A 25,004-nucleotide genomic window follows, 5' to 3' on the forward strand; every position below is an offset into this window, starting at 1 on the left:
AACAGCGTGACCTCAGGGAATCCCGATGTCAAGGGTCGTCCCAGGGCTTCGGCGGCCGGGTTCACCCTGGTGACCGGCACGTCACATCACCGTCACACGAAGGGCTCACGCGTAGGCGTCGAGGCCGAGTTTGATCGCGACGATCAGGCCGCAGGTGGCGGTGCCGAGCCGGAGCGCGCGGCCTGGCAGGCGGCGGGCGAGCGGCGGCCCGAGCAGGCCGCCCAGGAAGAATCCCAGCGCGAGCGGCGCCACCGCCGACCACTGCACCGGGCCGAAGAGGGCGAAGCCGATCGTGGCCACCGCGTTCGCCAGCGAGGACACGACGGACTTGATCGCGTTGACCCTGACCGGCGCCTGGTCGAGCACGGCCGAGAGCACCGCGAACATGAGGATCCCGCCCGCGGCACCGAAGTAGCCGATGTAGACCGCGACGACGAAGAGCGCGGCGCGCGCCGTCCATCCGTTCTCGTCCCCGGAGCCTCCCTCCGCCCTGGGCGGGCGGACCAGCAGCAGCGAGGCGACCGCGATCAGCCACGGTGCGATCGCCTCGAACGTGTCGGAAGGGGTCATCAGCAGCAGCGCCGACCCCACCGCCCCGCCGATCAGGGTCATCACGCCGAGCCGCAGGACCCTGCCGCCCTGCCCGGCGAGCTCGGGTCTCGAACCGAGCGCCGCACCCACGCCGTGGAAGGTGAGCGCCACCGTGTTCGTGACGTTCGCGGCCAGCGGCGGCAGGCCGAACGCGAGCAGCGCCGGGTAGGAGACGATCGACGCCAGGCTCACCACCGTGCCGACCACCCCGGCCAGCGTCCCGGCGCCCAACAGTCCCAGCATCTCGGCCATGTCCACGGGGTCACAGCCAATCACACGCCCACGCGCGACGTTCCCGGACCCCCCAGCCCCACCTCCTTGTCGGTCGGTACGGGGTCCGCGGGGAGCAGGACGGTGAACACCGCCCCGGCTCCCGGGTGCCCGTCCGCGGTGACGGTCCCGCCGTGGCCGTCCACCACCTCGCGCACGAGGGCGAGACCGAGACCCAGGCCCCCGCTGCGGGACCCGCCGACGAACCGGGTGAAGAGACGTTCGGCGTCGCGGGGGTCGAGGCCCGCGCCGTCGTCGCGGACGTCGAGCCTGACCGTCTCCGGGTCGCCGGAGAGGACCACCCAGATGTGGCCGCCCGCCCGGGTGTGGGTGAGCGCGTTGTCCAGGAGCGCGGAGATCACCCTGCGTAGCGCGGACTGCGCCCCGCGCACGACGTGGCCGCCCGGCCCCTGGCACCGTACCTCGATCGTCACGCCGCGCGCCTGGGCACGAGCCGTCTCGGCCAGGACGAGCTCCTCGGCCAGCGCGGCGAGGTCGACCGGACCGAACGGCTTGCGCAGCTGCCCGAACTGGGCCGTCAGCAGCAGGTCCTCGACCACGTCGCCCAGCTGCCGGGTGCCGTTCACCAGCTGGTCGACCTCGGCCGCGGCGAGGAGCGGGTCGGTCTCCCGCCGCAACCCGCGGGCGACGATCTGGGCGCGGACGTGCAGGCGGGTGAGCGGGGTACGCAGCTCGTGGCTGACGTCCGCGGCAAATTGGCGCTGGCGGGCCAGGGCCTCGCCCAGCGGCGCGATCGCCCTTCGGGCGACGACCTGACCGATCATCAACGCGGCCAGCAGGCCGGTGAGCTCGGCGACGGCGAGTGTGCGCAGCAACCGGCGCCGCTCCGCGGCCTGGTAGCGAAGGTCCATCGCCGCCTGGACCGTCACGTCACCACGCCGCTGGGTGCGGATGAGATAGGACTGCCCGGCGAGCTCGACCTGGGCGACCTGGGGCTCGCCTCCGGCCGCGACCCGGTGCAGCGCGGTGCGCACCGGCAGCACCGTCGGTGCGCCGGGAGAGCTCAGCACGGCGCCGTCCCGCAGTTCGAACAGCCAGACGCAGGGCGGGGGCTGCGACAGGGGGGCGCGCTGGGCCGCGACGGTGAGGTCACGCCGCGCGGAGTCCTCCTGGTCGCTCACGATGACGCAGTACGCCAGCCATCCGACGAGCACCAGCATCACGGAGATCGCGCCCGCCACCTGCGCGGTGATCCGGCGGCGGGCCCGGGCCAGCAGGTGGCGCTCCGGCTCGTGGGGCGGACGCCTTCTCACAGCCCGCCCAGGCGGTATCCCACACCTCGCACGGTGCGTACGACGTCCGCCCCCAGCTTGGCGCGCAGATAGTAGACGTAGGTGTCCACGATCGACTCCGTCCGGGCGCCGTCGAAGACGCGATGGCGCAGCGAGGCGCGCGTGTGCACCTGCCGCGGCCGGGTCGCCAGCGCGCACAGCAGCCGGCACTCCTGCCCCGACAGCGTCACCTGCCCACCGGTCGGCAGCTCCACGACGTGGGACTCGGGGTCCAGCCAGCCCGCGCCGAGCGGCAGCAGCCTGGCGTGGTCGAGGTTCCTGCGATGCAGCGCCCGCACCCTCGCCAGCAGCTCCTCGATCTCGAATGGTTTGACCAGGTAGTCCTCGGCGCCCGCGTCGAGCCCGGTGACCCGGTCGGCGACCGTGCCGAAGGCGCTCAGCACGAGCACCGGCACGGTGACGGCCCGCCGTCGCAGCCGGGTCAGCAACTCGATGCCGTCGACCGCCGGCAGGCCCCGGTCGACGACCATCACGTCGTAGGGGCGGCTCAGGCCCAGGTGCAGGCCGCGCTGTCCCTCCAAGGCCAGGTCGACCCTGTATCCCTGCTCGGTGAACAATCCGAACAGCATGGACCCGAGCTCGCGGTCGTCCTCGACGAGGAGCAACCGGCCAGCGGACGGGCTGGATATCGCCGATGTCGCAGCCACGAAGCAACCGTAGACATTCCTCCCACCGAATTACCAGTTTTCCCGAAATTGTTGAAACTTACATGACAATGTCCGCAGCGTGTTCAGATGATCACAAAGCGATATTTATCATGCATTTGGGGCATTCAACGCATCTGAGCTATTCGGACGGTCACGAGGAAAGAGATTTCTCGACCTGTTCCTCCGAGGAGCGCGGATCCCGGTCGGCGGGCACGGATCCGTGGGCGCGTTCGTGGCGCTCCGGCAGTGCCAGTTTGTACAGCGGCATGGCTCCCGCGGTGGTGACGATGGCCACCAGCACGAGAATGGCGAAGAGCTCCTCGGTGATCATGCCCTGTGCCAGGCCGATGTTGATGAAAATGAGGATCATCAGCCCTCGCGCGTTCATGAGCGCCCCCACCGCGTAGGACTCGCGCCAACCGAATCCCAGTGCCCTCATCGACAATGAGCAGCCGAAGTACTTCCCGCAGAAACCCGCGGCGAGGATCGCGGCGAACGCCAGGAGCATGGGACCGCCGGCGATGCCGTCGAGATGGGTGTTCAGCCCGGAGAAGGCGAAGAAGACCGGCAGCAGCAGCGTCGAGACGACGTCCATCATGCGGCCGTGCAGCGCCTGGCGGAACGCCGGGTCGCGGGGCATCGCCAGCCCGGCGATGAAACCGCCGAAGACCGCGTAGACCCCGATCCAGTCGGTGAGCCAGCCCGCGGTGAGCGGGACGATGACGACGACGTACATCGCGCCGGGGCCGATCCTTCCGGTCCGCGCGACGCCCTCGCCCAGGGGCCGCAGCAGCGGCGCGACCACCTTCAGCATCACCACCGCGAACAGCGCCGCCAGGGCGATGGTGCGCGCCGCGTCGCCGGTCCCCGCGTTGAGGTGCATCGCCGACAGCACGGCGAGGATGCACCAGGCGAGGGCGTCGTCGATAGAGGCCGCCACCAGGGTGAGCCTTCCGAGGGGGGAGTTCTCCAGCCCTCGCTCGTACAGGATCCTGGCCAGCATGGGGAACGCGGTCAGCGAGAGCGCTCCCCCGACGAACAGGGCGAACTCCCACCGGCTGACGTCGGGGCGCGAGAGCATCTCCCACAGGAGCAGGCCGACGCAGGAGCCGAGAATGAGGGCGGGGACGATGCCGGCGAGCGCCAGCGTCGCCGCCCGGCGGCCCTGACCTGGCTCCTCCGCGCCGTGCCCGAGCCCGGCCCCCACCAGGAACATGTACAGCGTCAGCCCGATGGTGCTCAACACGTACAGGACCGGCCTGACCTCGGCGGGGAACACGGCCGCCTGCGCCTCGGGAAACAACTGGCCGAACAGCGTCGGGCCGAGGAGGACACCGGCGACCATCTCGCCGAGGACGCGCGGCTGCATCATCATGAGCGCCAGCCGGCCGCATATCGCCGCGGCCACCAGGATGACGACCAGCGCGGGCAGGACCTTGAGGATCAGTTCGAGGTTCGGGTCACCGGCGGCGACCTGTGCCAGGGTGGGCATACCGTTTCTCCGCTCGTGGTCCGGGTGATCATCTGCTCTCTGCGGCGGCCAGGCGGTCGGCCTCCGCGAAGTGGCGCTCACACAGCCGTTGCTCGCGCGCGTCCCAGACCATGTAGGTGCCGAGGACGAGTTGCACCAGGCTGCGCCAGACGTCCTCCCAGCGGTCGCGGAACCGCACGAACACCAGCGTCGCCCGATGGGCCGCCCCCCTTCGGGCGCCCCTCGGAACGAGCAGGCACGGTCCCCGGTTCGGCATCGAGCGGGTGTGGGAGGCGGAGGTGTCGAGGGCGTACGCGCGCAGGACCTCCCGCACCGCGACCCGCATGGTGATCGGCGCCAGCCGCCAGGCGGGGCAGGGACGGTTCGCGGCGATGCCGAACGGGATGTGGTTGAGCTCCCGGACCGCGGGCCGGTCCGGGCGGGCACGGCCCGAGACGGGACAGCCGGGGGCCGGGAGGTCCGGGGCGGGGCCGCTCCCGTCCGAGTGGCCCGGCCGGTCGCCCCGCCCCGAGCGGTCCGGCCGGCCGCCTCGGCCCGGGCGGTCCGGTTCCGGAGGGACCTGGCCTGAGCGGTCCAGGTGCGAGTAGTTCGCGTGCGAGCGGTCCGTGGCGAAACGGCCGGGGTCGAAACGATCGGGATCGGAGAAGCCCTCGCGGTGGAAGGCGGGATAGTCGAAGCACAGTACCGAGCCGGTCGGGATCGTCGTGCCCTCGTCGAGGGAGATGTCGCCGGTGGTGACACGGTGGGCGACGCCGAAGAGCGGGTAGCGCCGCAGCGTCTCGGAGATGACGCGGTCGAGGTGGCGATCGTCGCCCACGAGCACCTCGGCCTGGATCTCCGGGTGCTGGGCGAGGACCATCAGCAGGTGGGCCGTCGCCTCCGACATCTGGACGACCGCGGTGTTGAAGAAGGTCCCCTGCAGATAGAGGGCCTGCTCCCTGGCCGACAGCCCCGCGGGGAGCCGGTCTCGCACCCGGGGCAGCAGGCCGGTGAGATACCGGGTCAGCCGGTCGCGCCGGTCCATGTGCCGCAGCCCGCAGCACTTGAGCGCGGTGACGACGTCGTCCGCGTTGGCCACGATCAGGTCGCGCGCCGTCGGCGGGCACGGCTCGCCGAAGACGAGTTCGTAGTAGAACTCCGCCCAGACCGGCATCATCAGGTCGCGCAGCCGGACCAGTCCACCCGCGTCCCGCAGCGTCCGGGCGACGCAGCGTCGGGTGAGCTCCTCGGCCGCCACGCGCGGCACGGAGAGGAAGCCGCGCGTGGCACGGGCGACCGCGTCGTAGCGCTCTCCCTCCTCGAGGTGTTCCTGGTGCAGCTCGGCGCCGGGCGAGAGCCAGTACCAGAACAGGTCCGACAGCGCGGCTCCCCTGCTGCGGCCGTTCGCGGCCGGGTGGGAGTAGATCTCCCTGAACCTCTCGACGCCGACCAGGTCCCCGGGGACGGTGATCCCCTCCTCCCCGTTGATCCGGGCGAAGACCCGCGTCCGCAACGCCACCACCTTGGCCGGGAGCCATCGGGGCAGGCTCAGCACGGCGACGGCACCGGCCGCGATCACCGCCGCCCTGACCGGCGCGGTCACCGGCATGACCGTCGCACCATGCCCGGATCGAGGTCGTGGACCGACGCGCAGCCGCACAGGGTGAGCGCGTGCTCCACCTCCGAGCGGAGGAGGTCGAGCACGCGGGTCACGCCGCGCTCGCCGTCCGCGGCCAGACCCCAGATCACCGGACGGCCGACCGCGACCGCGCCGGCGCCCAGCGCCATCGCCTTCAGCACGTCGGTGCCGCGCCGTACGCCTCCGTCCATCAGCACCGGGACGGCCCCGCCGACGGTGGCCACGATCTCGGGCAGCAGGTCGACGGCGGCCGGGATCGTGTCGAGCTGGCGGCCGCCGTGGTTGGACACCATCAGCCCCGAGACCCCGTGGTCGAGCGCGAGGCGCGCGTCGGCGGGGTGCGCGACCCCTTTGAGGACGATCGGGAGCGCCGTCATCTCCCTGAGCCGGTCGATGTGCTCCCAGGAGATCTCCGGCGACATGACGATCGGCCGTACCCGCCCGCCGTCGCGCAGGTTCTCGCAGGCCATCCCCTCCGGCAGGTCGTGGAAGCCGTGCTGCCGCTCCCGGTCCCGCAGGCCACGGGCCGGTGAGTCCACCGTGACGACCAGCGCCCGGCACCCGGCCGCCTCGGCGCGCCGCACGAGCGTCTCGGTGAAGGCCATGTCCGGCTGGACGTAGAGCTGGAACCACAGGGTGGCCTCCGGCGCCGCCGCGGCCACCTCTCCGACGGCGACGGTGGAGGCCATGCTCACGATCATGATCGTCCCGGTGCGGGCCGCCGCCCGCGCGGTGGCCCGCTCGCCCTCGGGGTCGGCGAGCCGGTGGAACGCGGTCGGCGCCACCAGCACGGGCATCGCCGCCCGGCCGCCGGGCAGGGTGACGTCGGTCCTGGGCCTCCCCGCGCCGCGCAGCACCCGAGGCACCAGGGAGAGCCTGTCGAAGGCGGCCTCGTTCGCCCGTACGGTGACCTCGTCCCCCGCGCCGCCCGCGAAGTAGTCGTAGTGCTCGGGGGCGAGGCGCGCACGGGCCGCGGCCTCGAACTCGCGCGGGGTCCACGGGGCCGCCGGGTCCGCCGGGTCCGCCGGGTCCGTCGGGGTCGTCGGGGTCGTCGGGGTCGTCGGGGTCGTCGGGGTCACAGTCGACCGTGTGCTCCCGTCCGCCAGGGGCGGGAGGCGCTCATCCGCCACGTCCGGCGCCCTCGCGTCCGCCGCGTGCGGGACCACGTCCGGCACGTGCGGGAAGGGATCATCCGCCACGTCCCTCCTCCCCACGCCCATCAGGTGCATCAGGTGCGGGACCATGTCCGGCGTCCTCACGTTCGTCACGCCGGTACCGAGGCGGTCTGGCGGGCGAAGAACGCGCGGAGCGGTTCGACATGGACCTCCCTGGAGGTCCACTCGTTCTCCAGGTTCTCGGTGACGTGGTGGACGGCCGGCGGCGCGCCGGCCCGGTGGTGGCGCACGACCGGGTGCAGATAGTGCCCCTCGGCGGCGCGCTCGGCGTCGTTCTGCCGGATCCGGCCCACCGCGATGTCGAAAGGGTCGACCTTGTCGTGCTCGGGCCCGTACTCCAAGGTGATCGTGAAGTGGCCGCCGTCGCCGATCGGCGGACCTTCCAGGTCGACCGGCAGCTCCTCCATGTAGCGCGCCCCGCCCTGGCCGTCGAGGACGATGACGTCGCCCAGCAGCCCGAACTGCTGCCACAGCGCCGAACTGCGGTTGACCCGTTCGAGCACCGCCTCCGCGAGCGCCTCCGGCTCGGCCGGGAGCTCACGGCCGGGCCACGGGGCATCGTGGTACCTGTTCTCCAGGACGCGGTGCAGTGCCCGGGTGCCGTACCGGAAGCCGTGGATGAACCCGCTGGTGCCGCGCTTGAAGTCGCGGGACTGCGTCAGGGTCCCCGCGAAGTAGAGGTCGGGCACGTTGACCGACTCGTAGGAGGGGGTGAGCGCGGGAAACCTGTCGTTGATCATCAGGTCCGGGCGGCACTCGTCGGAGAAGATCGAGGCGTCGATCCGGAAGCCGGTGCAGACGATGACCCTGTCGTACGGGATGTCCTTGGTGACCTCGTCGGCGCGGACGAAACTCACCGTCACCAGGTACGAGCCGTCGGCCTGGCGCTCGATCCGCTTGACGTCACCGTCCAGCAGCGCGTTCTGGGACTTGAGCTGGTAGGTGTCGAGGAAGTTGTTGTTGACCGCGCGCAGGTTCCCGACGAAATGGGTGCGCCACGCCATCCGGACGGAGTTCGGCCCGGAGACGTGGATCACCGCGGCCGTCTCGACCAGGCTGTCGGCCGTCTCGAACGCCGAGTTGCCCTTGCCGATGACGAGCACCCGCTGGTTTATGTATTCGGACGGGTCGGTGGAGACGGTGCCGTAGGGTTCGGCCGTCTCGATGCCCGGTATCGGCGGGATGTTGGAACGGCTGACCCCGGTCGCGACGACCAGCCGTCTGGCCTCGTAGGTCCGGCCGCGCTCGTCGGTCACCAGGAAGTGGCCGTTGCCGGAGGCGCGGGTGACCTGGGTGACGCGGGCGTCGTAGGTGACGCGCAGGTCGCAGGCGGCGGCGAAGTCGGCGAGATAGCGGACCATGTCGTCGGCGTGCGGGAAGTAGCGGTCGCTGTAGCGGGTGAACAGCAGGCCGGGGTCGTCCGACAGCAGCGAGTTCCAGTCCATCCGGAGGTTGAGCTCTGGATCGTCGGAACCGGTGTACTTCTTGTTGATCGAGATGAGCTGGCGGTGGCGCGGGAAGGTCTGGAAGAACGTGCCCGGCGTGGGGCCCGCCTCCAGGATCAGATAGTTCCGTCCCGCCTTGGCGAGAAGGTATCCCAGCTGCAGCCCCGCGGGTCCTGCACCGATCACCACGTAGTCCAGGGCATTGTCCGGCACGTACAACCTCCGTCACAGCGATCTGGTCGAACGGACGCCATCAGTGTTGGCGGGCAATTCTCAGAGAAGGATCAGAGAGCCCGCCGGTCGAGCAGGTCCAGCAGCGCGCGCTTGTCGGGCTTGCCGCTCGCGGCGACCGGGACGGAGGACAGCGTCGTGATCGTCCAGGGGACGCTGTTCTCGCCGAGTTCGTCGCCCACCAGCGCGGCCAGCGCGTCGCAGTCGGGGACCCGGCCCTCGGCCGGCACGATGAACGCGTGGACCGCCTCTCCCGTCACCTCGTCCGGGGCCCCGGCCACGTACGCCTCGGCGACGTCGGGGTGGCCGGCCAGCACCCGCTCGATGGGCCCCGCGTACACCACCATCGCGTTGACCAGGATCACGTCGCGGGTGCGGCCGACGAGGTGCAGGAAACCCCTCTCGTCCAGGTTGCCGAGGTCCCGGGTGCGCACCCAACCGTCCCGCAGGGTGTCTTCGGTCTCCTTCGGATCCTCCCAGTAACCCGACATCAGGTACGGGGTGCGCACGTAGATCTCACCGGTGCGCCCCGCGGCCACCTCACGGTCTTCCTCGTCGCGCACGCTGATCTCGACACCCGAGTACGGTCGGCCGACCGAGGGCAGGGCGTAGGCCGGGAACGCGGCGATGTCCGCGGGAGTGAGCACCGAGATCAGGCCCACCTCGGTCTGCCCGTACCCCTGGTAGACCACGGGCCCGAGCCGGTCCACCGCCTCCGCCAGCCGCCCGGGGCCGATCGGCGATCCGGCCACCATCAGCGCGCGCAGGGAGCCGACGTCGACCGGCTCGTCCCTGAGCAGGTCGAGCATCTGGTACAGCCGGGGCACGGTGATGATGGAGCCGGTGATCCGGTGGCGTTCGATCGCGTACGGGAACAGGGGCTTGCCGTCGTCCTCGGGGATCACCGCGGTGCCCCCGCCCAGCAGGCACAGCCCCAGGAAGTCCAGGACCACCATGCTGGAAATGGTGCCGAACAGCAGGTAGCGCTCGAAGGCTCCCGCGAGCTCGTTCGTGAGCGGGGACCACACGCGGGGCTGCCACGACCAGTGCTCGCCGAGCGCGCGGTAGGTGATCGCGCAGCCTTTGGGGCGGCCGGTGCTGCCGCTGGTGAAGCTCAGGGCGGCCACGTCGTCCGGACGCGCCGCGGCGACGAGGGGTCGCTTCTCGTCGGCGCCGGTGTCGGCGAGCAGGTCGATCGCCGCAAGGGGAGAGCGCCCGCCCGGCGCGGGGCACGGCCCGAGCGAGAGCAGCGTGATGGGGCCCGCGGCCCCGAGCAGATCCGGCGTCACGGTGGACCGGTCGACGAGGAGGGCGTCGACTCCCATCCCGAGCACATGGGCGAGCTGGGCCGCCGGGTAACCGGGCCGGACTCCCACCACCCGGCAGCCCAGGGTGTAGGCGGCGATGTGGGCGGCGAACGCCTCGGGGGTGACGCCCGTGCTGACGGCGACGGCCTTGCCCGGGCCCAGCCCGGCATCGAGCATCGCCCCCGCCAGCCGCCGGATGATCTCCAGCAGCTCACCTCGCGAAACGATCCTGTCCCCCTGCTCGAAGGCCGGGGCGCCGGGCGAGTTCCGCAGCGCTTCGAGAAGGGGGTACGGGAACGGCGGCTCGGCGGGAACACTCATGCTCGGCTCCTCTGGTCTCACGCGGGTCACCGCGGCGTCTTCTCGATTCCGGATCTCTCCGGGATCTTCGCCGGGGTTCTTCCGGGGGCGTTTCCCGGACCCTCGTGGGTCCCTGCGGTGGCTTTCCGCCCCCTGAGGCGGCATGCCGTCGTACGGTCGGCATGCCGCCCATCACGAAGCTAGACAGCGCAGATCAGAGAATCATCAGAGCCCTCGCCCGCCGGTCTCCGGTCTCCGGTCTCCGGTCTCCGGGCGGGCCCCGGAAATCCGGCGTCACGGAAACCCGGTAGGAATCGTGACCTCAAAGTGAATCTGACCGCGCCCGACCGATCGAATGACCGTCCATGGGGCACAGCCATCAGATGAGCAGCGGACGATCCGGGCACGACGCGGTGCGGGAGCGGCCTTCGCCGGTGAGAGCGCGGGCAGGCGCGGCGAGCGCGATCGGCACGGCGCTGCTGGGCGCGATGCTCGTCGCGCAGGTCGCCACGGGACTGCAGACCCGGCCGATCCTGCTGACCAGCGTCGTCGTCCTGCTGCTCGCGGCGAGCGCGCTCGCCTTCGCCTGCGCGACCCACTCCCCCGCCAGGGTCTTCGCGGCGTTCGCGGCCGTGGTCGCGACCGGGTACGCCGCCGAGTGGATCGGGATCAGGACGGGCGTGCCGTTCGGCGCCTACCACTACACCGACGTTCTCCAGCCCGCGCTCGGCGGGGTGCCGGTGATCGTGGCGGTGGCGTGGGGTGGCATGGGGCTCGCGGCCCACGCCGTGGCCGCCGCCATCGCGCCGGGGAGCAGGGCCGCGCGGATCGTCACGGGGGCGCTCGCCCTCACCGCCTGGGACCTGTTCCTGGACCCGCAGATGATGCGGCTGGACCTGTGGGTCTGGCATGACCCCGGTCCCTACCGGGACGTCCCCATCAGCAACTTCGTGGGCTGGTTCGTCGTCTCCCTGCTGGTCATGGCCCTGCTGGAGGGCGTACTCACCGAACCGGCGACGTGGAACGCCGGGCTGGTGTCGGTCTACACGGTGATGGCGGTCATGGAGACGATCGGCTTCGCGTTCGTCTTCGACCCGACGGACCCGCTGGTGGCCACGGCCGGTGGCCTCTCGATGGGCCTGTTCACCCTGCTCGCCTGGAGGCGCGGACGCCGCGGAAGGCCTGATTCCGAGGCGGGCCGGGCATGACACCGCACCCATCGACCCCATCGGATTCATCGGACTCGCCGGAAGGGGGCACGAATGCCTGAGACAACGGTGATAGGCGGCGGCGTCGGCGGCATGGTCTCCGCGCTGCTACTGGCCGAACAGGGGCATCGGGTGCGTCTGTACGAGCGGCTCCCCCGGCTGGGCGGCAAGCTCGCCGAGCACACCAGGGACGGCTTCACCTTCTCCATCGGCCCCTCCCTGCTCACCCTGCCCGGCGTCTTCACCGACCTCGGGCTGGAGCTCGACCTGGTGGAGCTCGACGAGCTGTGCCGCTACCGCTTCGCCGACGGCTCGACGCTGGCGGCGTACCGCGACCCGGCGCGGATGGCCGCCGAGGTCGACCGGCTCGCGCCCGGCGAGGGTCGCGCCTGGCTCGCCTTCCACGACTGGGCGCGAGGCTGCTTCGACGCCTCGCGTCGCACCTTCTTCACCGGACCGCTCACCCAACCACCTACCGAGGCCCGCCTGTCCGACCTGCTCGCGGTGGCACCCGGCCGGACCCTCGACGGCCTGGCCCGTCGTTTCTTCACCGACCCGCGCCTGCGCCAGTACGTCGGCCGTTACGCGACCTACGCGGGCTCCGACCCGTACCGTGCCCCGGCCGCGCTGGGGTGCGTCCCGGCGATCGAGCACGGCGAGGGCGGCTGGTACGTTCCCGGAGGGCTGCCCCGCATCGCCGACGCCCTGGTCCCGCTGCTGGAGAAGGCCGGGGTGGAGGTCGTCCTGGGCGCGGAGGTGACCCGGGTGCTCACCGACGGCGAACGGGTCACGGGGGTGCGGCTCGCCTCGGGCGAGCGTGAGCGCGCCGACATCGTGGTCGCCAACACCGACGCCGCCGCGCTGTACGGGCAACTGCTGCCCGACCGGCGGCGGCTGCGGCGCATCGCCGCGCTCGGCACCTCCTCCTCGGCGTTCCTGTTGCTGGCCGGGGTGGAGGGCAGGACAGAAGGGCTCGGCCACCACTCGATCGTCTTCTCCGGCGACTACGAGCGGGAGTTCGGTGACATCTTCCGGCGGCGCAGGCCACCGGAGGACCCGACCGTCTACATCGGCTGCTCGGTCGTGGACGACCCCTCGCAGGCCCCGCCGGGCACGGAGAACTGGGTCATGCTGGTCAACGTCCCCGCCCGCGACCCCGGCCGGTGGCCGATGTCCCCCGAGTCGTACCGGGACCTGGTGCTCGAACGCCTGGCGAGCAGGGGCCACGACCTGTCGGGACGGCTGCGTTTCGTGGACCTGTTCACCCCCGCCGACCTGCGCGACCGGTACGGCTCGTGGGGCGGCTCGATCTACGGCGGCGCCTACTCGGGCAGGCTCGCGCCCTTCCGCCGCCCGGGCAACCGAGGTCCCCGGCGCGGCCTGTACCTGGTGGGCGGCTCGGCGCATCCCGGCGGCGGGCTGCCGCTGGTCGCGATGGGCGCCCGCATCGTCGCCTCGCTCGTACGAAAGGACTTCCCCTCCGCCTCTCCCGAACGTCCCGGCGTGGAGGCCCGGCGATGAGAGTCCTCACCGCTCTGCAGGCCGCCGCCGCACTCGTCGTGGCGGTACGGCTGGCCAGAGGGCGGAAGCGCCTGCCCCCGCTCACCGTCACGCGAGACCGCCTGTCCGCGCCGACTCACGCCCAGGCGGCACGAGACCGCCTGCCTGGGCAGGCTCCCGCCCGGACGGCGCCGCCGCGCGTCTCGGTGGTGATCCCCGCCCGCGACGAGGAGGCCCGCATCGGCCCGTGCCTGTCGGCGCTGCTCGCCGATCCGGACGTCGCGGAGATCGTCGTCGTCGACGACGAGTCACGCGACGGCACCGCGTGCCTCGCGGCCGAACTCGGCGCGAAGGTCATCGCGGGAGCGCCGCTGCCCGAGGGCTGGGTGGGCAAGCAGTGGGCGCTGAAGCAGGGGGTCGAGGCCGCCGGAGGCGACGTCGTGGTGACCCTGGACGCCGACGCCAGACCCGCGCCGGGGCTCGTCGGCGCGCTCACCGCGGCCCTGGGAGAGTACGACCTGGTGAGCGCGGGACCCAGGTTCGTGTGCGAGGGAGTGGCCGAGCAGGCGCTGCACGCGTCGTTCCTCGCGACGCTCGTCTACCGTTTCGGCCCGATCGGTCCTTCGGCTCCCCCGGCCCCGCACCGCACGGTGGCCAACGGCCAGTGCACGGCCTTCCGTCGCACGGCGATGCTGGACGCCCGGGGATTCGCGCGGGTACGCGGGCACATGGCCGACGACGTGGCACTGGCCAGGACCCTCGCGGCGGACGGATGGTCCGTGGGATTCCTGGACGCCGGAGGGCTGCTGGAGGTCGACATGCACGATTCGGCCGGCGAGGTGTGGCGGGAGTGGGGGCGGTCGCTGTCGCTGCGCGACGTCACCGCGCCCGGCTGGCAGGCCGCCGACCTGGCCGTGGTCTGGCTCACCGCCGCGCTGCCCGTGCTGCGGCTGGTGACCGGCCGTCCCACCCGGCTCGACCTGGCCCTGCTGACCGTACGGTCGCTGCTCGCCGGTGCGCTGCGCGGCAGCTACACGCGGCCGGGTCCGGGCGTGCTGCTCTCCCCACTGCTCGACCCGCTGGCGGCCCTGCGGCTGACGCAGGCCACGCTGCGCCCGGTGCGCAGCTGGCGGGGCCGTACCTACCCGGCGACCACCACGGTCTCCCGCCTCGGCCAGGTCACGACGGGTACGCCGCCGGAGCAGGCCACGACGGGCGAACGTCCCGGACCGGACGCGACGACCATGCCGCCGGAGCGGGTCACGACGGCCACGCGTTCCCGGCCGGGTCCGACGGCCACGTGGCCGGGCCGGGTCACGAAGGGCGGGAACTCCGCGCCGCCTGACCGAAGCGCAGCCCGATGAGGCACATGAGCAACCCCGTCCCGGCCACGTACCCGATCGGCGCGAAGAGCAGTTGCAGCAGCGGAAGGCCGAAGACACCGACGCGCGCCCCGATCGCGAACGACCGCGTCGCCAGGGCGACCACGATCAGGGCGGCCACGCCGAGCAGGAAGCCCGGCGGGCAGATGACGGCGAAGCCGCCCGCGAAGGTGAGGATCGAGCGGCCGCCCCTGAACCCGGCGAAGACCGGCCAGGCGTGCCCGGCCATGGCCGCGGCCACCGCGAGATACACCGGCACCGTGCTGTCGCCGTTCACCCCGCCGGGCCAGGTGAGGTGCGTGCCACTGACCAACAGGGCGAGCAGGCCCGCGAGCGTGCCCTTGAGCATGTCGCCCGCGAAGACCGGTACGGCGGCCCGCCAGCCGAGCCGCTCCCTGACGTTCCAGAAGCCGGGGTTGCGGTCGCCGACCTCCCGGGGGTCGAACCCGTACGCGCGGGCGACCAGCACGGCGACCGGTACGGACCCGAGAAGGTAGCCGCCGATGACCGAGACGAGCAGAGGAACCATCGCTTCCTTCCACCTCACGAAATATGCGGATCTTAGGGCTATGCGCTACATGGCGTTCGACCGCCCGGTGCTGAGAAGAACGCCGGGGCTGGTGTTCTGGCGGCTGCTCGGCTCGGGGCGCGGAGCGTCGACAGGCATCGGGGCGGACCTGCGCCGCTGGGCCCTGCTCGCGGTGTGGCGCGACGAGCGGGCCCTGGACCGCTTCCTGGACGCGTCTCCGGTGGTGGCGCGCTGGCGGCGCGAGGCACGGGAGTCCTGGCAGGTGCGGCTCGCTCCCGTCGCCTCACGTGGCAGCTGGAACGGGGTGGAGCCGTTCGGCCCGCTTCCCGCGAGTACGCCAGGGATCGCCCCCGGCGGTCCCGGCGGTCCCCTCGCCGTGCTGACCCGCGCGTCGATCCGGCCCTCCCGGCTGACGGCGTTCCACCGCTCGGTTCCCGAGGTGGACCGCCTGCTGGCGGAGCAGGACGGCTGCCTCGCCTCGGTCGGCGTCGGCGAGTGGCCGCTGGCCAGGCAGGGCACGTTCTCGCTGTGGCGCGACGCCGCGGCGGTGCGGGACTTCGCCCACAAGGGGGCCGCGCACCGGCGCGTGATCGGCAGGACACGTGAGGAGGACTGGTATTCGGAGGAGTTGTTCGCCCGGTTCTCCCCCTACGCCAGCGAAGGCACCTGGGACGGCGCCGACCCCCTGGCCTGACCCACCCCGGCCCGTCCTGCCCCGGGACCGGGGTCCCTCCCCCGCCCGACGCGCGGACATCACCGTGAGACGCGCGCACCGCGAGCACGGGAGCACCCCCGCTCAACAGGTGGACACCATGGTGGGACGCCCGCATCGCGTCCGGGAACTCGGGAGCACCCGCCCGCCCGCCCCCGTTCACCGAGCGGGGCCCGCGGTGAGATGGTCGCCGAAGCGGGTGACGACCCCGCCCTCGGCGAGGTCGTGGGCCACCGCGCAGGCACGCGCGATCGTCGCCGCCCGCGAGGAGCCGTGCGCGACGACGACGGTGCCGCTCAGCCCGAGCAGCGCCGCCCCGCCGTGGGTCTCGGGGTCGTAGCGGTCGGCCACCGTCTTCAGTTCCTCGGCCCCGGCGATCCCCGAGCGCGCCACCAGCGTCAGCGCGGCCCGTACCGAACCCTCGACGTTCTTGAGCACCACGTTGCCGGTGAAGCCGTCGGTGGCGATCACGTCGACGGTGCCCGCGAGCACGTCGTGGCCCTCCACGTTGCCGTGGAAGCGGAACGGCAGTGCGGGAAGCAGCTCACCGGCCCTGCGGGTCAGCCGGTTGCCCTTGCCGGGCTCCGAGCCGATCGACAGCAGTCCCACCGACGGGTCGGCGACGCCGAGCACGAGTTGCGCGTAGGAGACCCCGAGCAGCGCGAACTGGGCGATCATCTCCGGGGTGGGGTCGGAGGTGGCTCCCGCGTCGATCAGCACGGTGGCGCCGCCGGTGACCGAGGGCAGCGCGATCGCCAGGGCCGGCCGCAGGACGCCCGGGGCGCGGCCGATGCCACGGATGGCACATGAGACGACCGCGCCCGTGGACCCTGCCGACACGAAGGCCGATGCCGCTCCTCGCCGTACGAGATCGCAGCCGACCGTGAGGCTCGTCGTGGTGGAGGAGACCGCTCCCGCGCCCCGTTCGGTCATCGGGACGACGTCCTCTGCGTGCACCACGCCGATCTCGGAGACGGCGCCGTGCCGGTCGAGCTCGGCACGGATGGCCCCCGCCCTGCCCACCAGCAGCACGGGGACCCCCAGCTCGCGATGGGCGGCCACCGCCCCGGCGACCGTCTCGACCGGTCCGTGGTCCCCGCCCATCGCGTCAACGACCACAGGCTCTGACATCACACTCTCCCAACGACAACGACAACGACAACGACAACGACAACAGCGACAGCGACAACAGCGGCGGCGAGAGAGGACGGCGCCGAACGGCCTCTCACCGGACGCCCTCGCGACCGACGGCCCCGAACCCGCACCCACTCCCCTCGACGGCCTCTCGTCGAACGACCTCACGACCGGAAAACTCGCGACACGTCCGACCGCCGGTTCAAGGAATCTCGACGATCACGCGGCGTTCGGCGCGGTCGGCCGCGGACGCCGCGAGCAGGTGCCGCGCGAAGATCGACAGTCGCCGTCGCCGGGGTACGGCGATCCTCGCGCCGAGGACGTCGTAGCGGGCGGCCTCGATCCGGTCGAGGATGCCTCCGTACAGCTCGAACGCCGCTCGGATGCACGGCCGGGAGGAGGGGGTCAGCATGGCGAACCCCTCCTCGGCCCGCGCGTAGTGGTCCCTGGTCCGCCGGGCCTGGAAGGCGAGCAGCTCGCGCAGTTCGGGGGTGGTGACGCCGCCCTCCAGATCGGCGACCTTCACCCCGAACCTGTCCAGGTCCTCCATCGGAAGATAGACCCGGCCGCGTTCCAGGTCCTCGGCGACGTCACGCAGGAAGTTGGTCAGCTGGAAGGCCAGCCCCAGCTGGCGAGCCGGTTCGCGGGCCTTCTCCTCCATGCCGGGCAGCGGTTCGAGAACGGGCAGCATCATGGTGCCGATCACCGCGGCCGAGCCCTCCATGTAGCCGAGCAGGTCGTCGTAGGTCGGGTAGCGGGCGACGGTCAGATCGGCCCGCATCGAGCTCAGGAACGCCTCGATGTCGCGGTGGTCGATGCCGAAGGAGCGCACGGTCTGCGCGAACGCGGGAAGCACCGGATCGCCGGTGGCCTCGCCCGCCAGAGCCGCGGTGAGCCGGGCGGACAGGTCGTCGAGCGCCCGCGCCCGGTCGCCGGTCATCGTGAAGGAGTCCACGATCTCGTCGGCGTAGCGCGCGAAACCGTACAGGGCGTGCACGTGCGGGCGTTTCCAGCCGGGGAGCAGCAGGGTCGCCAGGTAGTAGGAGCGGCCGTGCCGGGCGTTGAGCCTGCGGCAGAGTTCGTAACTGGCGGTCAGGGTCATCGGGGGGTCTCCAGTACGCGTTCCGCGGCGAGCCGGCCGGAGATCAGCACCGGTGGCACCCCGACCCCCGGCGCGGTGTACATCCCGGCGAAGTGCAGTCCCGGGACGCGTCTGGCCGCCCCCGCCGGCCGGAACCAGGCCGTCTGCGCGAAGCGGTGGTCCAGCGCGAACGGGGTGCCCGCCGAATGGCCGAGCCGCGCCCAGGCGGGCGGGTCGATGGTGAGCCTCGGCGCGGCGGACAGATCGCCGTAACCGAGGTCGGCGAGCCTGCCGAACAGCCGGTCCTCCAGTTTCGGGGTGAGCCGCTCCCAGTCGGCGCCGCCGCGCAGGTTCGCGGTCGGTTCCAGCACGGTGAGGGTGGCGTGGCCCGACGGCGCGGCGCCGGTGTCGGACTCGGGGTAGGTGACCAGCAGGTTCGGGTCGGGCTGTGGCCTCCCGGCGCGCAGCGCGTCGAAGGTGGCCTCCCACTGTCTGCCGAAGTGCAGGGTGTGGTGCGCCTGCCCGGCCAGGCGGCGGTCCAGACCGAAGTGCATGACCAGGCAGGAGGGCGAGTAGCGGGGCCGGCGGAGCCGCCAGTCGCCCGCGCCCTTCGGGAGCAGCCCGGTGTGGGCACGGGACAGGTCGCAGGCGACCACGACGTTGCCGGCCGCGAGGCGCTCCCCGGTGTCGAGCCTCACCCCGGAGACTCCGGAGGATCCGGACTCGACCTTCACGGCGCGGACACCGTACCGGATGCGCGCGCCCGTCTTCTCGGCGAGCGCCGCCAGGGCGACCGGGATGGCGTGCATCCCGCCGTCGCGCGGGAAGAAGACGCCCCCGACGGTGTCCATGTGGGCGATGACCGCGTAGATCCCGAGCGCCTGGCGGGGCGGCAGGCCCACGTACAGGGCCTGGAAGGTGTGCGCCTTGATCAGCCGGTGGTCGGTGAGGTGGCTCCTGACAAGGGCGTCCATGCTGCGAAAGCCGCCCAGGGCCGCGAGGCGCGCCAGGACGCGGGGCTGGGCGAGGTCGCGCAGCCTCGTCATGTCGCGGTCGATGAACGCGGGCCACTCGATGTCGAAGAGTTCGCCGAGCCTGGCGCGGAAACGCCGGTATCTCGCGGCCTCCGCGGCGCCGCTCAGCGCGCGCACCCGCTCGGTCATCGCCTCCTCCCCGGCCACCACGTCCAGGTGGGAGCCGTCGTGGTAGCGCAGCCGGTAGTACGGGTCCAGGCGCCGCAGCGGAAGCATGCTCTCCATGTCCTGTCCGGCGGCGGCGAAGACGTCGGCCAGGACCTCCGGCATGGTCAGCACCGAGGGACCGGTGTCGAAGCGGTAGTCGCCGAGGGTGGCCGTACCGCAGCAGCCGCCCGGCACCTCGTTCGCCTCCACGATCGTGACGTCCCGTCCGGCGGCGGCGAGCCGGACCGCGGCGGCGAGACCTCCGAGACCGGCGCCGATCACCACGACCGGGCTCACGCGCCCCTCCTCGTCACCGGGTCTCCCGCACCGGCCGGCCCGTCCACACCCGCGACGAGTACGCCGGCCGCCCGTACGGCCGGATCCGTCACTCTCCCGCCGGTGACCTGCGGCGGCGCGTCGGCCTGGGTGCGGGCGGGCGGGGTCGCCTTCCGTCCCGGATGGGGGTCCATCCGCTCACGGGACCGGTCGGTCCCACGCGTGACGGCGGCCATGGGCATCACTCCTTCTCGTCCACAGAGGACTTCGCAAGCGACACCACGTCTGGATGCGTTTGTCCGACGGCAGGCGGATGGCCCGTGACCGGTGGCATCTGAAGATCCATCCCCGGGCCGGGCTGCGGGTAAGTCAACCCATGGCGCAAGAAGGCGTAAAAACGGCGAGGCCCGGCGTCCGCCACGCGGCGGACGCCGGGCCTCGCCGTTCGGGTCAGCGGACCGCCCGGAGGGCGTCGACGATCCCGTAGCCGTAGAAGCCGTTTCGCGACGCGTTTCCCTCACACGTCTGCGTCGAGGTCGCCGTGCTGCCGTCCGGCAGGTGCCGGGTGTAGGTGTGGGCGGGCGGGGTGGGGCAGGGCGTCCTGGTGGCGGTGCCCTTGAGGACCCTCTCCACGACGGTGGGACGGAGCGTCCTGCCTCCGTGCACCCGGTCGCGCCGGCCGTACTCGCTCACGATCAGCGCGGCGACCCCGGCCGCGCGGGGAGAGGCCATCGAGGTGCCCTGGAGATACACGTAGTAGCCGCAGACGTCGTCCTTGCAGCTGCGGACCACGTTGGTGACGTTGGGCGTGCCGTCGGGGTTGAGCTGGCCGCGCGCCTCGGCCAGCGACTTGGGATAGGCGGCCAGTGTCGCCCCGGTGACGTCGCGGTCGCCGTTCGCGGTGTCGTAGACGTCCCCGCCCGGGGAGGAGACGTCGATGTAGCCGTTGCCGTAGTCGGAGTAGTACGCCTTGCGCCCGCTGATGCCGGTCGAGGACACCGAGATCACATGCTTGGCCTCGCTCGGCATGGAGACGCAGCTCGGGGTGATCGTGCGCGAGTGGGGCGACTCGCCGGGCACACCGGCGAAGTCGGGGCTGGAGGTGTCGACGATCTCCTTGGTGTAGTCGAAGGCCCCGTTGCCCGCCGCGGACACCAGGGTCACCCCTTTGTTGTGCGCGTAGGTGAGCGCCCGCTGCATCGCCTTGATGATCGTGGCCTGTTCCTGCCGGTCGGCCGGAGAGTCCGCCGGGTTGTCGACGCAGTTGAACATCCACGGGTCGATGTAGTAACTCATGTTGACCACGTCGACGCCGATGTCACCGGCGTAGGTCAGCGCGTCGACGCTGGGCTGCAGGAAGAAGAATCCCGAGTCCTGGCCGGCCCGCAGGCTCACGATCGAGACCTTGGGCGCCACGCCCGATATGCCGATCCCGTTGATGGGGGAGGCGATCGACGACGCCACGTGGGTGCCGTGCTCGTTCTCGTCGACGTCCACCGGGTCCTCGCAGGAGCGGTCCGGCTCCTCCTCACACGGGCCGTCGACCTTTTTGCCGTCGGCGTCGACGGGAATGTCGACGGTGAAGTTACGGCTCAGTTCGCGGTTGAAGTTGGGGGCGATGTCGGGGTGGGAGCCGTCGACACCGGTGTCGATGACACCGACCAGCACGCCCGGGTCGCCCTGCTGGTGGTGGTAGGAGCCGTCGACGGTCGCGTGGATCTGCTTCATGTCCCACTGCAGCTCCGACAGCGGCTCCGCGGCGGGCGCGGGTGCGCCGAAGGTGGAGGCGGCCAGGGCTCCGTCACCGGCCTTCTCCACGGCGCTCGCCCGCACGGCCGCGTGGCCCGCCGCTCCCCTCCCGGCGGAGGGCACGCTGCCGATGGACCGGTTGTGGGCGAGGTCGTCGATCGAGGCGGCGTCGCGCACCGCCTCGGCGAAGTCGGTGTTCGCCGTCTTGACGGTGGCGACGCCGATCGCGGTGTTCTCCCTGAGGATGCTTCCGCCCGCCGCCCTGATGGCCTGCCGGGCGTCCGCCGGGCGCGCGCCCTCGGTGTAGAGGACGACGTACTCGGCCTCCACGACCGGTTCGGCGACCGCCCGCCGGGCCTGCGCCGGGGATACCAACGTGGCCGCCGCGAGGGGGACGACGGCCGCGGTGACGATGACGCGTTTCACATATACCTCCGCATATCCAAAGAGCTCCCCGCAAATGTGATTTCACGCGCACCAAGCAATTCATACGTGGACACATTTGCCGCCGATGCGCAATAAAACCAACAGGAGCCGGGGAACCCCGTCACCCCTGTGAACTGCACACATTGGCGAATCATGCCATCAGTGAACCGTTACGAGGGAATTCTCGCGCCGAAAACGACGACGGCATGGAGTCTCGCGCGTCAAACCTGTTGTGAAATAACAGGAATGAGACCGAAAAAGCGGCAAAAGACAGGGCGGGAGGTCAGCCGGGCGGGCCGATTCGCTCCTGCCGTCCCGGCAGTGAGGTCACGTACGAGATGAGCGCGCGGAGCGCGCCCGACAGGTCGCCCTCGCGTGCGCGTGCCGTGAGCACGTGGCCGCCGTCCTCGACGGTGAGCTCGTAGTCGAAACGGTCGGGCCGCCCCTCGGCGCCCACCTGCCGCTCCGGCACGCCGGACAGCCCGGCCCGTTCCACCCGGGTGCGCAGCTCGGTCTCGTCGTCCGGCGCCAGCGACGCGGAGTCGACCGTGGTGACCGTGACGAGGCCGGCGATGCCGCCTCCCCGGACGACCGAGACCTTCATGGACGCGATCCTAGACCGGCCCGCGCGGCCCGGCCGGTCCCGCGCGGGGTTTCCTGGGCGATGACGGCGCGCGGCGCCGATATGTCGCGCGCGACAAACCCGAACATCAGTCGCCTGACGTATCCATCAGGGCGTCGCGCAGTTGCGTGCGAGGTGATGCCGAGCTCGGGGAAGGCCCCCGTACAGACGGGTGCTCACGGTGCGGTGTGACAGGCAGGGAGGTCCTTGTCACCGGGGTTGGGGTCGTAGTCCGTCGAGGATGATTCGAGCGATGCGCGCGGAGCGTTCGCGGTCGGTGTCCGCGTCGGCGTGTCGGATCGCGGCGAAGGCACCGGCGACGATCGCCATCACCTCCTCGACCGTCACGTCGTGGCGTACGACGCCGGCGCGACGGGCGCGATCGAGCAGGTGCGCGACCTGGTGCGTGAGGTCGGCGGCGGCGTCCGGAGCGGCGTCGCGCAGGTCGAACTCGGCGGCCGTGAGCGCGCTCTTCACCGCCGCGTTCTCCGCGCCCGAGGCCATCATCCGGGACAACAGCGTGAACAGGGCGGCTGGATCGTCGGTACCGGTGAGTGCCTCTCCCTCGGCGACCAGTTGTCTGATCTGGTCGATCGCGACGGCGAGGTACAGCGCTTCCTTGTTGGGGAAGTGCCGGTGGACGGTGCCGGGACCGACACCCGCGCGGCGGGCGATCTCATCGAGCGAGACGCCGAGGCCTTGCGAGGCGAACAACCGCTGCGCGGTCCGCAGCACCTGTTCACGGTTGCGACGCGCGTCGGCCCGTAGCTCCCGGTCGTGCACGGGAGCCGTCTGCGACTCGGCTGGAATGTGTTCAGGCGTTCGGCTGGACATCTCACGCCTACCCTAACCGGGGCGACGCCCCGTATGCTGTCCACATCTAAACGGGGCGACGCCCCGCTTATGCGGTCGCGTCGTTTCGCCATGGGGCGGATCCCACCGAACACGAGGAGGTCCCTTCGATGACCACACGTGAGGAAGCCGGCGCCCTGGTGCTGCGGATGCAGGAATGCTTCAACACCCGGCAGTTCGACCAGGCCGCCGAACTGTTCACCCCCGACTTCCTCAACCACCCGCTTGGCGCCACCGGGTTCGAAGCGGGCAAGGAGGCCTGGGTCCAGGTCGTCGCCCGGTTTCCGGCCATGCGCGTTGTCGCCGACGACATCCTGATCGACGGTGACAAGGTCGCCGTCCGCTCGTCGGTTGAGGGGATGGCGGCCCCGGGTGGCGACGCCCGGCCCGTGCTCATCGAGATCTTCCGCATCGACGACGGCCGACTCGCGGAGACCTGGGGCGTCACCGAGGGCCCCGACCCACGTCACTGAGGCCCCGCGGCCTCACAGGTTCCTCCGGGTTTCGAACCTCGAACGGCTTCTAGAGGACTCCGACCTGCTGCCACGCGGCGCGTATCTTCCGTTGCTCGTCCCCGTCCGCGCCGAACAGCTCCCCGGCCACCTCCACGGTCGCCTCCGCCGCCTCCTGGAAATCGGAGCGCGGCCGGAGCCGCTCGGTGAGCGTGACGTACCAGACGCGTCCGGCGCGCTCCCAGGCGTTGCCGCCGATGGCGGTGGCGGCGAGGTAGAAGGCGTGGTTGGGGATGCCCGAGTTGAGGTGGACGCCTCCGTGGTCGTTGGAGGGGTCGCCGTCGTCGGGCAGGTCCACGTAGTCGCGCATGTGTCCCGGCTGGCGGTCGCCTCCCCCGGCCGGGGTCGACCAGGCGGTCCCCGGCGCCTTCATCGAGCGCAGGGCCGTTCCCCGCAGGGCGCTGCCCAGGATGCCGTCACCGATGAGCCAGTCGGCCTGCTCCGCGGTCTGTCCCCTGCCGTACTGCTTGACGAGCGACCCGAAGACGTCGGAGAACGACTCGTTCAGGGCGCCGGGCTGCTTGCTGTAGACCAGGTGCGCGGTGAACTGGGTGATGCCGTGGGTCAGCTCGTGCGCCACGACGTCGACGGCCCGGGTGAGGGAGCCCTTGGTGAAGATCTGCCCGCTGCCGTCACCATAGATCATCTGGAAGCCGATCCAGGCGGCGTTGTCGTAGTCGGTCCCGTAGTGGACCGAGGAGACGATCTCCAGCCCTCGCCCGTCGATGCTGTCGCGCCCGAAGACCCGCCGGTAGAAGTCGTAGGTGAGGCCCGCCCCTTCGTAGGCCTCGTCGACCGCCGCGTCACCGGACGGCTGCTCGCCCTCCCCGCGCCTCTTCCTGCCGGGAAGGTCGAAGTCGCCGCCGTTCTCGACGTCGTAGACCGTACGCACCATGCCGGGGGCGGGCTCGACGTCGGAGAGGGTGAGACTGAGCTGACGCAGCGCGCCACCGAACGAGGCGCGCTGCGCGCGGGCGCTTTCCGAGGTGGCGAGGGTCCTGAGTGCGGCCTCCCGCTCGGCGGGGGTTCCGTGTTCGGCGACCGCCGCAAGCAGGTCGGGAGGTGCGATACAGCACTGGGGCATGCTGTCGAATGTCGTCATGTGTTAAGGATCGTCACCGCCTGCTCAAACTGTATGAGTATTGCCATACTTGATGCCTTCGGGGGTGGACTGGGGTGTGCCCACGGGAGCGGTCGTGAGAGGGTTCTTCTGCTCGACGATCACGGGGTCGTGACCGCGCCCGGGGAAGAGGGCGAGACGGAGGCGGCGGTGCTGGGAAACGTGGAAGAGAACGAGGGGACGGTGCGGGCGCTCACGGTGACGACGCACGGCGATCGGCTCGGCTCACCGATGACGGGTACACCGGTGACGGGCCTCGCGCGGGGAGAGACCGGCTCGCGAAGCACGCGACTCGCGCCGCGAGACACCGCTTCTCGGAGGACGGGCCGCG

Annotated in this window: 22 protein-coding genes; 5 read left to right on the forward strand and 17 right to left on the reverse strand. The window is 71.7% G+C overall.

The window, feature by feature from the left end; all coding sequences use genetic code 11:
- Nucleotides 1-105 precede the first annotated feature (105 nt).
- The 8 genes from AB0B90_RS08395 to AB0B90_RS08430 all read right to left on the reverse strand — a co-directional run bounded on the left by AB0B90_RS08395 (nt 106) and on the right by AB0B90_RS08430 (nt 10,410).
- On the reverse strand, nt 106-843 hold the full coding sequence (locus AB0B90_RS08395) for a sulfite exporter TauE/SafE family protein (protein ID WP_350946352.1): 738 nt from the start codon (nt 841-843) through the stop codon (nt 106-108).
- Nucleotides 844-863: 20 nt separating this feature from the next.
- On the reverse strand, nt 864-2,135 hold the full coding sequence (locus AB0B90_RS08400; protein ID WP_350946353.1) for a HAMP domain-containing sensor histidine kinase: 1,272 nt from the start codon (nt 2,133-2,135) through the stop codon (nt 864-866).
- Complete coding sequence (locus AB0B90_RS08405; RefSeq protein WP_350946354.1) at nt 2,132-2,821, reverse strand: response regulator transcription factor; 690 nt, start codon at nt 2,819-2,821, stop codon at nt 2,132-2,134. Before AB0B90_RS08405 ends, AB0B90_RS08400 begins: the two co-directional genes overlap by 4 nt.
- A 151-nt stretch (nt 2,822-2,972) precedes the next feature.
- Complete coding sequence (locus AB0B90_RS08410; protein ID WP_362921634.1) at nt 2,973-4,313, reverse strand: cation:proton antiporter; 1,341 nt, start codon at nt 4,311-4,313, stop codon at nt 2,973-2,975.
- A gap of 28 nt (nt 4,314-4,341) precedes the next feature.
- Nucleotides 4,342-5,901, reverse strand: coding sequence for a cytochrome P450 (locus AB0B90_RS08415; RefSeq protein ID WP_362921636.1), 1,560 nt, complete (start codon nt 5,899-5,901; stop codon nt 4,342-4,344).
- Entirely contained in the window at nt 5,892-7,130 is a 1,239-nt protein-coding gene (locus AB0B90_RS08420) for an alpha-hydroxy acid oxidase (protein ID WP_362921638.1), read from the reverse strand. Before AB0B90_RS08420 ends, AB0B90_RS08415 begins: the two co-directional genes overlap by 10 nt.
- Nucleotides 7,131-7,195: 65 nt before the next feature.
- Nucleotides 7,196-8,764, reverse strand: coding sequence for an NAD(P)-binding domain-containing protein (locus AB0B90_RS08425; protein WP_362921640.1), 1,569 nt, complete (start codon nt 8,762-8,764; stop codon nt 7,196-7,198).
- Nucleotides 8,765-8,835: 71 nt separating this feature from the next.
- Nucleotides 8,836-10,410 carry an AMP-binding protein gene (locus AB0B90_RS08430; RefSeq protein ID WP_362921642.1) on the reverse strand — a complete coding sequence of 525 codons (1,575 nt, stop codon included), beginning with the start codon at nt 10,408-10,410 and terminating at the stop codon, nt 8,836-8,838.
- 362 nt (nt 10,411-10,772) lie between these two features.
- On the opposite strand from AB0B90_RS08430, the gene AB0B90_RS08435 reads away from it, so the two are divergent.
- Genes AB0B90_RS08435 through AB0B90_RS08445 form a run of 3 tightly spaced genes read left to right on the forward strand, consistent with a single transcriptional unit; the run spans nt 10,773 to nt 14,461 of the window.
- On the forward strand, nt 10,773-11,597 hold the full coding sequence (locus AB0B90_RS08435) for a carotenoid biosynthesis protein (protein ID WP_362921644.1): 825 nt from the start codon (nt 10,773-10,775) through the stop codon (nt 11,595-11,597).
- A gap of 54 nt (nt 11,598-11,651) precedes the next feature.
- Complete coding sequence (gene crtI, locus AB0B90_RS08440; RefSeq protein ID WP_362921646.1) at nt 11,652-13,118, forward strand: phytoene desaturase family protein; 1,467 nt, start codon at nt 11,652-11,654, stop codon at nt 13,116-13,118.
- Nucleotides 13,115-14,461 carry a glycosyltransferase family 2 protein gene (locus AB0B90_RS08445; protein WP_362921648.1) on the forward strand — a complete coding sequence of 449 codons (1,347 nt, stop codon included), beginning with the start codon at nt 13,115-13,117 and terminating at the stop codon, nt 14,459-14,461. Before crtI (AB0B90_RS08440) ends, AB0B90_RS08445 begins: the two co-directional genes overlap by 4 nt.
- On the opposite strand, the gene AB0B90_RS08450 is transcribed toward AB0B90_RS08445, so the two are convergent.
- On the reverse strand, nt 14,412-15,008 hold the full coding sequence (locus AB0B90_RS08450; protein WP_362921650.1) for a glycerol-3-phosphate acyltransferase: 597 nt from the start codon (nt 15,006-15,008) through the stop codon (nt 14,412-14,414). The two genes, AB0B90_RS08445 and AB0B90_RS08450, sit on opposite strands and share 50 nt — an antisense overlap.
- 40 nt (nt 15,009-15,048) lie before the next feature.
- Here AB0B90_RS08450 and AB0B90_RS08455 point away from each other — a divergent pair, with 40 nt between their 5' ends.
- Nucleotides 15,049-15,702: a spheroidene monooxygenase gene (locus AB0B90_RS08455; RefSeq protein WP_362921652.1), complete on the forward strand. Its 654-nt coding sequence runs from the start codon at nt 15,049-15,051 to the stop codon at nt 15,700-15,702.
- 177 nt (nt 15,703-15,879) lie between these two features.
- On the opposite strand, the gene plsX is transcribed toward AB0B90_RS08455, so the two are convergent.
- From plsX to AB0B90_RS08490, 7 genes are all read right to left on the reverse strand, one after another.
- Nucleotides 15,880-16,851 carry a phosphate acyltransferase PlsX gene (plsX, locus tag AB0B90_RS08460; RefSeq protein WP_350946365.1) on the reverse strand — a complete coding sequence of 324 codons (972 nt, stop codon included), beginning with the start codon at nt 16,849-16,851 and terminating at the stop codon, nt 15,880-15,882.
- Nucleotides 16,852-17,056: 205 nt separating this feature from the next.
- On the reverse strand, nt 17,057-17,956 hold the full coding sequence (locus AB0B90_RS08465; RefSeq protein WP_350946366.1) for a phytoene/squalene synthase family protein: 900 nt from the start codon (nt 17,954-17,956) through the stop codon (nt 17,057-17,059).
- Nucleotides 17,953-19,413, reverse strand: a complete 1,461-nt coding sequence (crtI, locus tag AB0B90_RS08470) for a phytoene desaturase family protein (RefSeq protein WP_362921655.1) — start codon at nt 19,411-19,413, stop codon at nt 17,953-17,955. Before crtI (AB0B90_RS08470) ends, AB0B90_RS08465 begins: the two co-directional genes overlap by 4 nt.
- Nucleotides 19,410-19,628 (reverse strand): hypothetical protein, encoded by a 219-nt coding sequence (locus AB0B90_RS08475; RefSeq protein WP_362921657.1) that lies wholly within the window; start codon nt 19,626-19,628, stop codon nt 19,410-19,412. The genes crtI (AB0B90_RS08470) and AB0B90_RS08475 overlap by 4 nt, the downstream gene beginning before the upstream one ends.
- A 214-nt stretch (nt 19,629-19,842) precedes the next feature.
- Nucleotides 19,843-21,567 (reverse strand): S8 family serine peptidase, encoded by a 1,725-nt coding sequence (locus AB0B90_RS08480; protein ID WP_350946369.1) that lies wholly within the window; start codon nt 21,565-21,567, stop codon nt 19,843-19,845.
- A gap of 283 nt (nt 21,568-21,850) precedes the next feature.
- A complete protein-coding gene (locus tag AB0B90_RS08485; RefSeq protein ID WP_350946370.1) occupies nt 21,851-22,171 on the reverse strand; it encodes a protealysin inhibitor emfourin in 321 nt (106 codons plus the stop codon).
- 228 nt (nt 22,172-22,399) lie between these two features.
- A complete protein-coding gene (locus AB0B90_RS08490; protein ID WP_362921660.1) occupies nt 22,400-23,023 on the reverse strand; it encodes a helix-turn-helix domain-containing protein in 624 nt (207 codons plus the stop codon).
- 128 nt (nt 23,024-23,151) lie between these two features.
- On the opposite strand from AB0B90_RS08490, the gene AB0B90_RS08495 reads away from it, so the two are divergent.
- Nucleotides 23,152-23,514 (forward strand): nuclear transport factor 2 family protein, encoded by a 363-nt coding sequence (locus tag AB0B90_RS08495; RefSeq protein ID WP_350946372.1) that lies wholly within the window; start codon nt 23,152-23,154, stop codon nt 23,512-23,514.
- A gap of 49 nt (nt 23,515-23,563) precedes the next feature.
- Here AB0B90_RS08495 and AB0B90_RS08500 read toward each other — a convergent pair whose 3' ends face one another.
- The gene (locus AB0B90_RS08500) at nt 23,564-24,655 is read right to left on the reverse strand and encodes a M4 family metallopeptidase (RefSeq protein WP_362921662.1); all 1,092 of its coding nucleotides are present in this window, start codon (nt 24,653-24,655) and stop codon (nt 23,564-23,566) included.
- Nucleotides 24,656-25,004 lie beyond the last annotated feature (349 nt).

It is taken from the genome of Streptosporangium sp. NPDC049078 (genome assembly GCF_040648855.1).
GTDB lineage: Bacteria > Actinomycetota > Actinomycetes > Streptosporangiales > Streptosporangiaceae > Streptosporangium.

Coding starts and splice junctions, on each gene's coding strand:
- AB0B90_RS08395 (WP_350946352.1), bottom strand. CDS start 843: ATGGCCGAGATGCTGGGACTGTTGGGCGCCGGGACGCTGGCCGGGGTG.
- AB0B90_RS08410 (WP_362921634.1), bottom strand. CDS start 4,313: ATGCCCACCCTGGCACAGGTCGCCGCCGGTGACCCGAACCTCGAACTG.
- AB0B90_RS08415 (WP_362921636.1), bottom strand. CDS start 5,901: ATGCCGGTGACCGCGCCGGTCAGGGCGGCGGTGATCGCGGCCGGTGCC.
- AB0B90_RS08430 (WP_362921642.1), bottom strand. CDS start 10,410: ATGAGTGTTCCCGCCGAGCCGCCGTTCCCGTACCCCCTTCTCGAAGCG.
- AB0B90_RS08435 (WP_362921644.1), top strand. CDS start 10,773: ATGAGCAGCGGACGATCCGGGCACGACGCGGTGCGGGAGCGGCCTTCG.
- crtI (WP_362921646.1), top strand. CDS start 11,652: ATGCCTGAGACAACGGTGATAGGCGGCGGCGTCGGCGGCATGGTCTCC.
- AB0B90_RS08445 (WP_362921648.1), top strand. CDS start 13,115: ATGAGAGTCCTCACCGCTCTGCAGGCCGCCGCCGCACTCGTCGTGGCG.
- AB0B90_RS08450 (WP_362921650.1), bottom strand. CDS start 15,008: ATGGTTCCTCTGCTCGTCTCGGTCATCGGCGGCTACCTTCTCGGGTCC.
- AB0B90_RS08455 (WP_362921652.1), top strand. CDS start 15,049: ATGCGCTACATGGCGTTCGACCGCCCGGTGCTGAGAAGAACGCCGGGG.
- plsX (WP_350946365.1), bottom strand. CDS start 16,851: ATGTCAGAGCCTGTGGTCGTTGACGCGATGGGCGGGGACCACGGACCG.
- AB0B90_RS08465 (WP_350946366.1), bottom strand. CDS start 17,956: ATGACCCTGACCGCCAGTTACGAACTCTGCCGCAGGCTCAACGCCCGG.
- AB0B90_RS08475 (WP_362921657.1), bottom strand. CDS start 19,628: ATGGCCGCCGTCACGCGTGGGACCGACCGGTCCCGTGAGCGGATGGAC.
- AB0B90_RS08485 (WP_350946370.1), bottom strand. CDS start 22,171: ATGAAGGTCTCGGTCGTCCGGGGAGGCGGCATCGCCGGCCTCGTCACG.
- AB0B90_RS08490 (WP_362921660.1), bottom strand. CDS start 23,023: ATGTCCAGCCGAACGCCTGAACACATTCCAGCCGAGTCGCAGACGGCT.
- AB0B90_RS08495 (WP_350946372.1), top strand. CDS start 23,152: ATGACCACACGTGAGGAAGCCGGCGCCCTGGTGCTGCGGATGCAGGAA.
- AB0B90_RS08500 (WP_362921662.1), bottom strand. CDS start 24,655: ATGACGACATTCGACAGCATGCCCCAGTGCTGTATCGCACCTCCCGAC.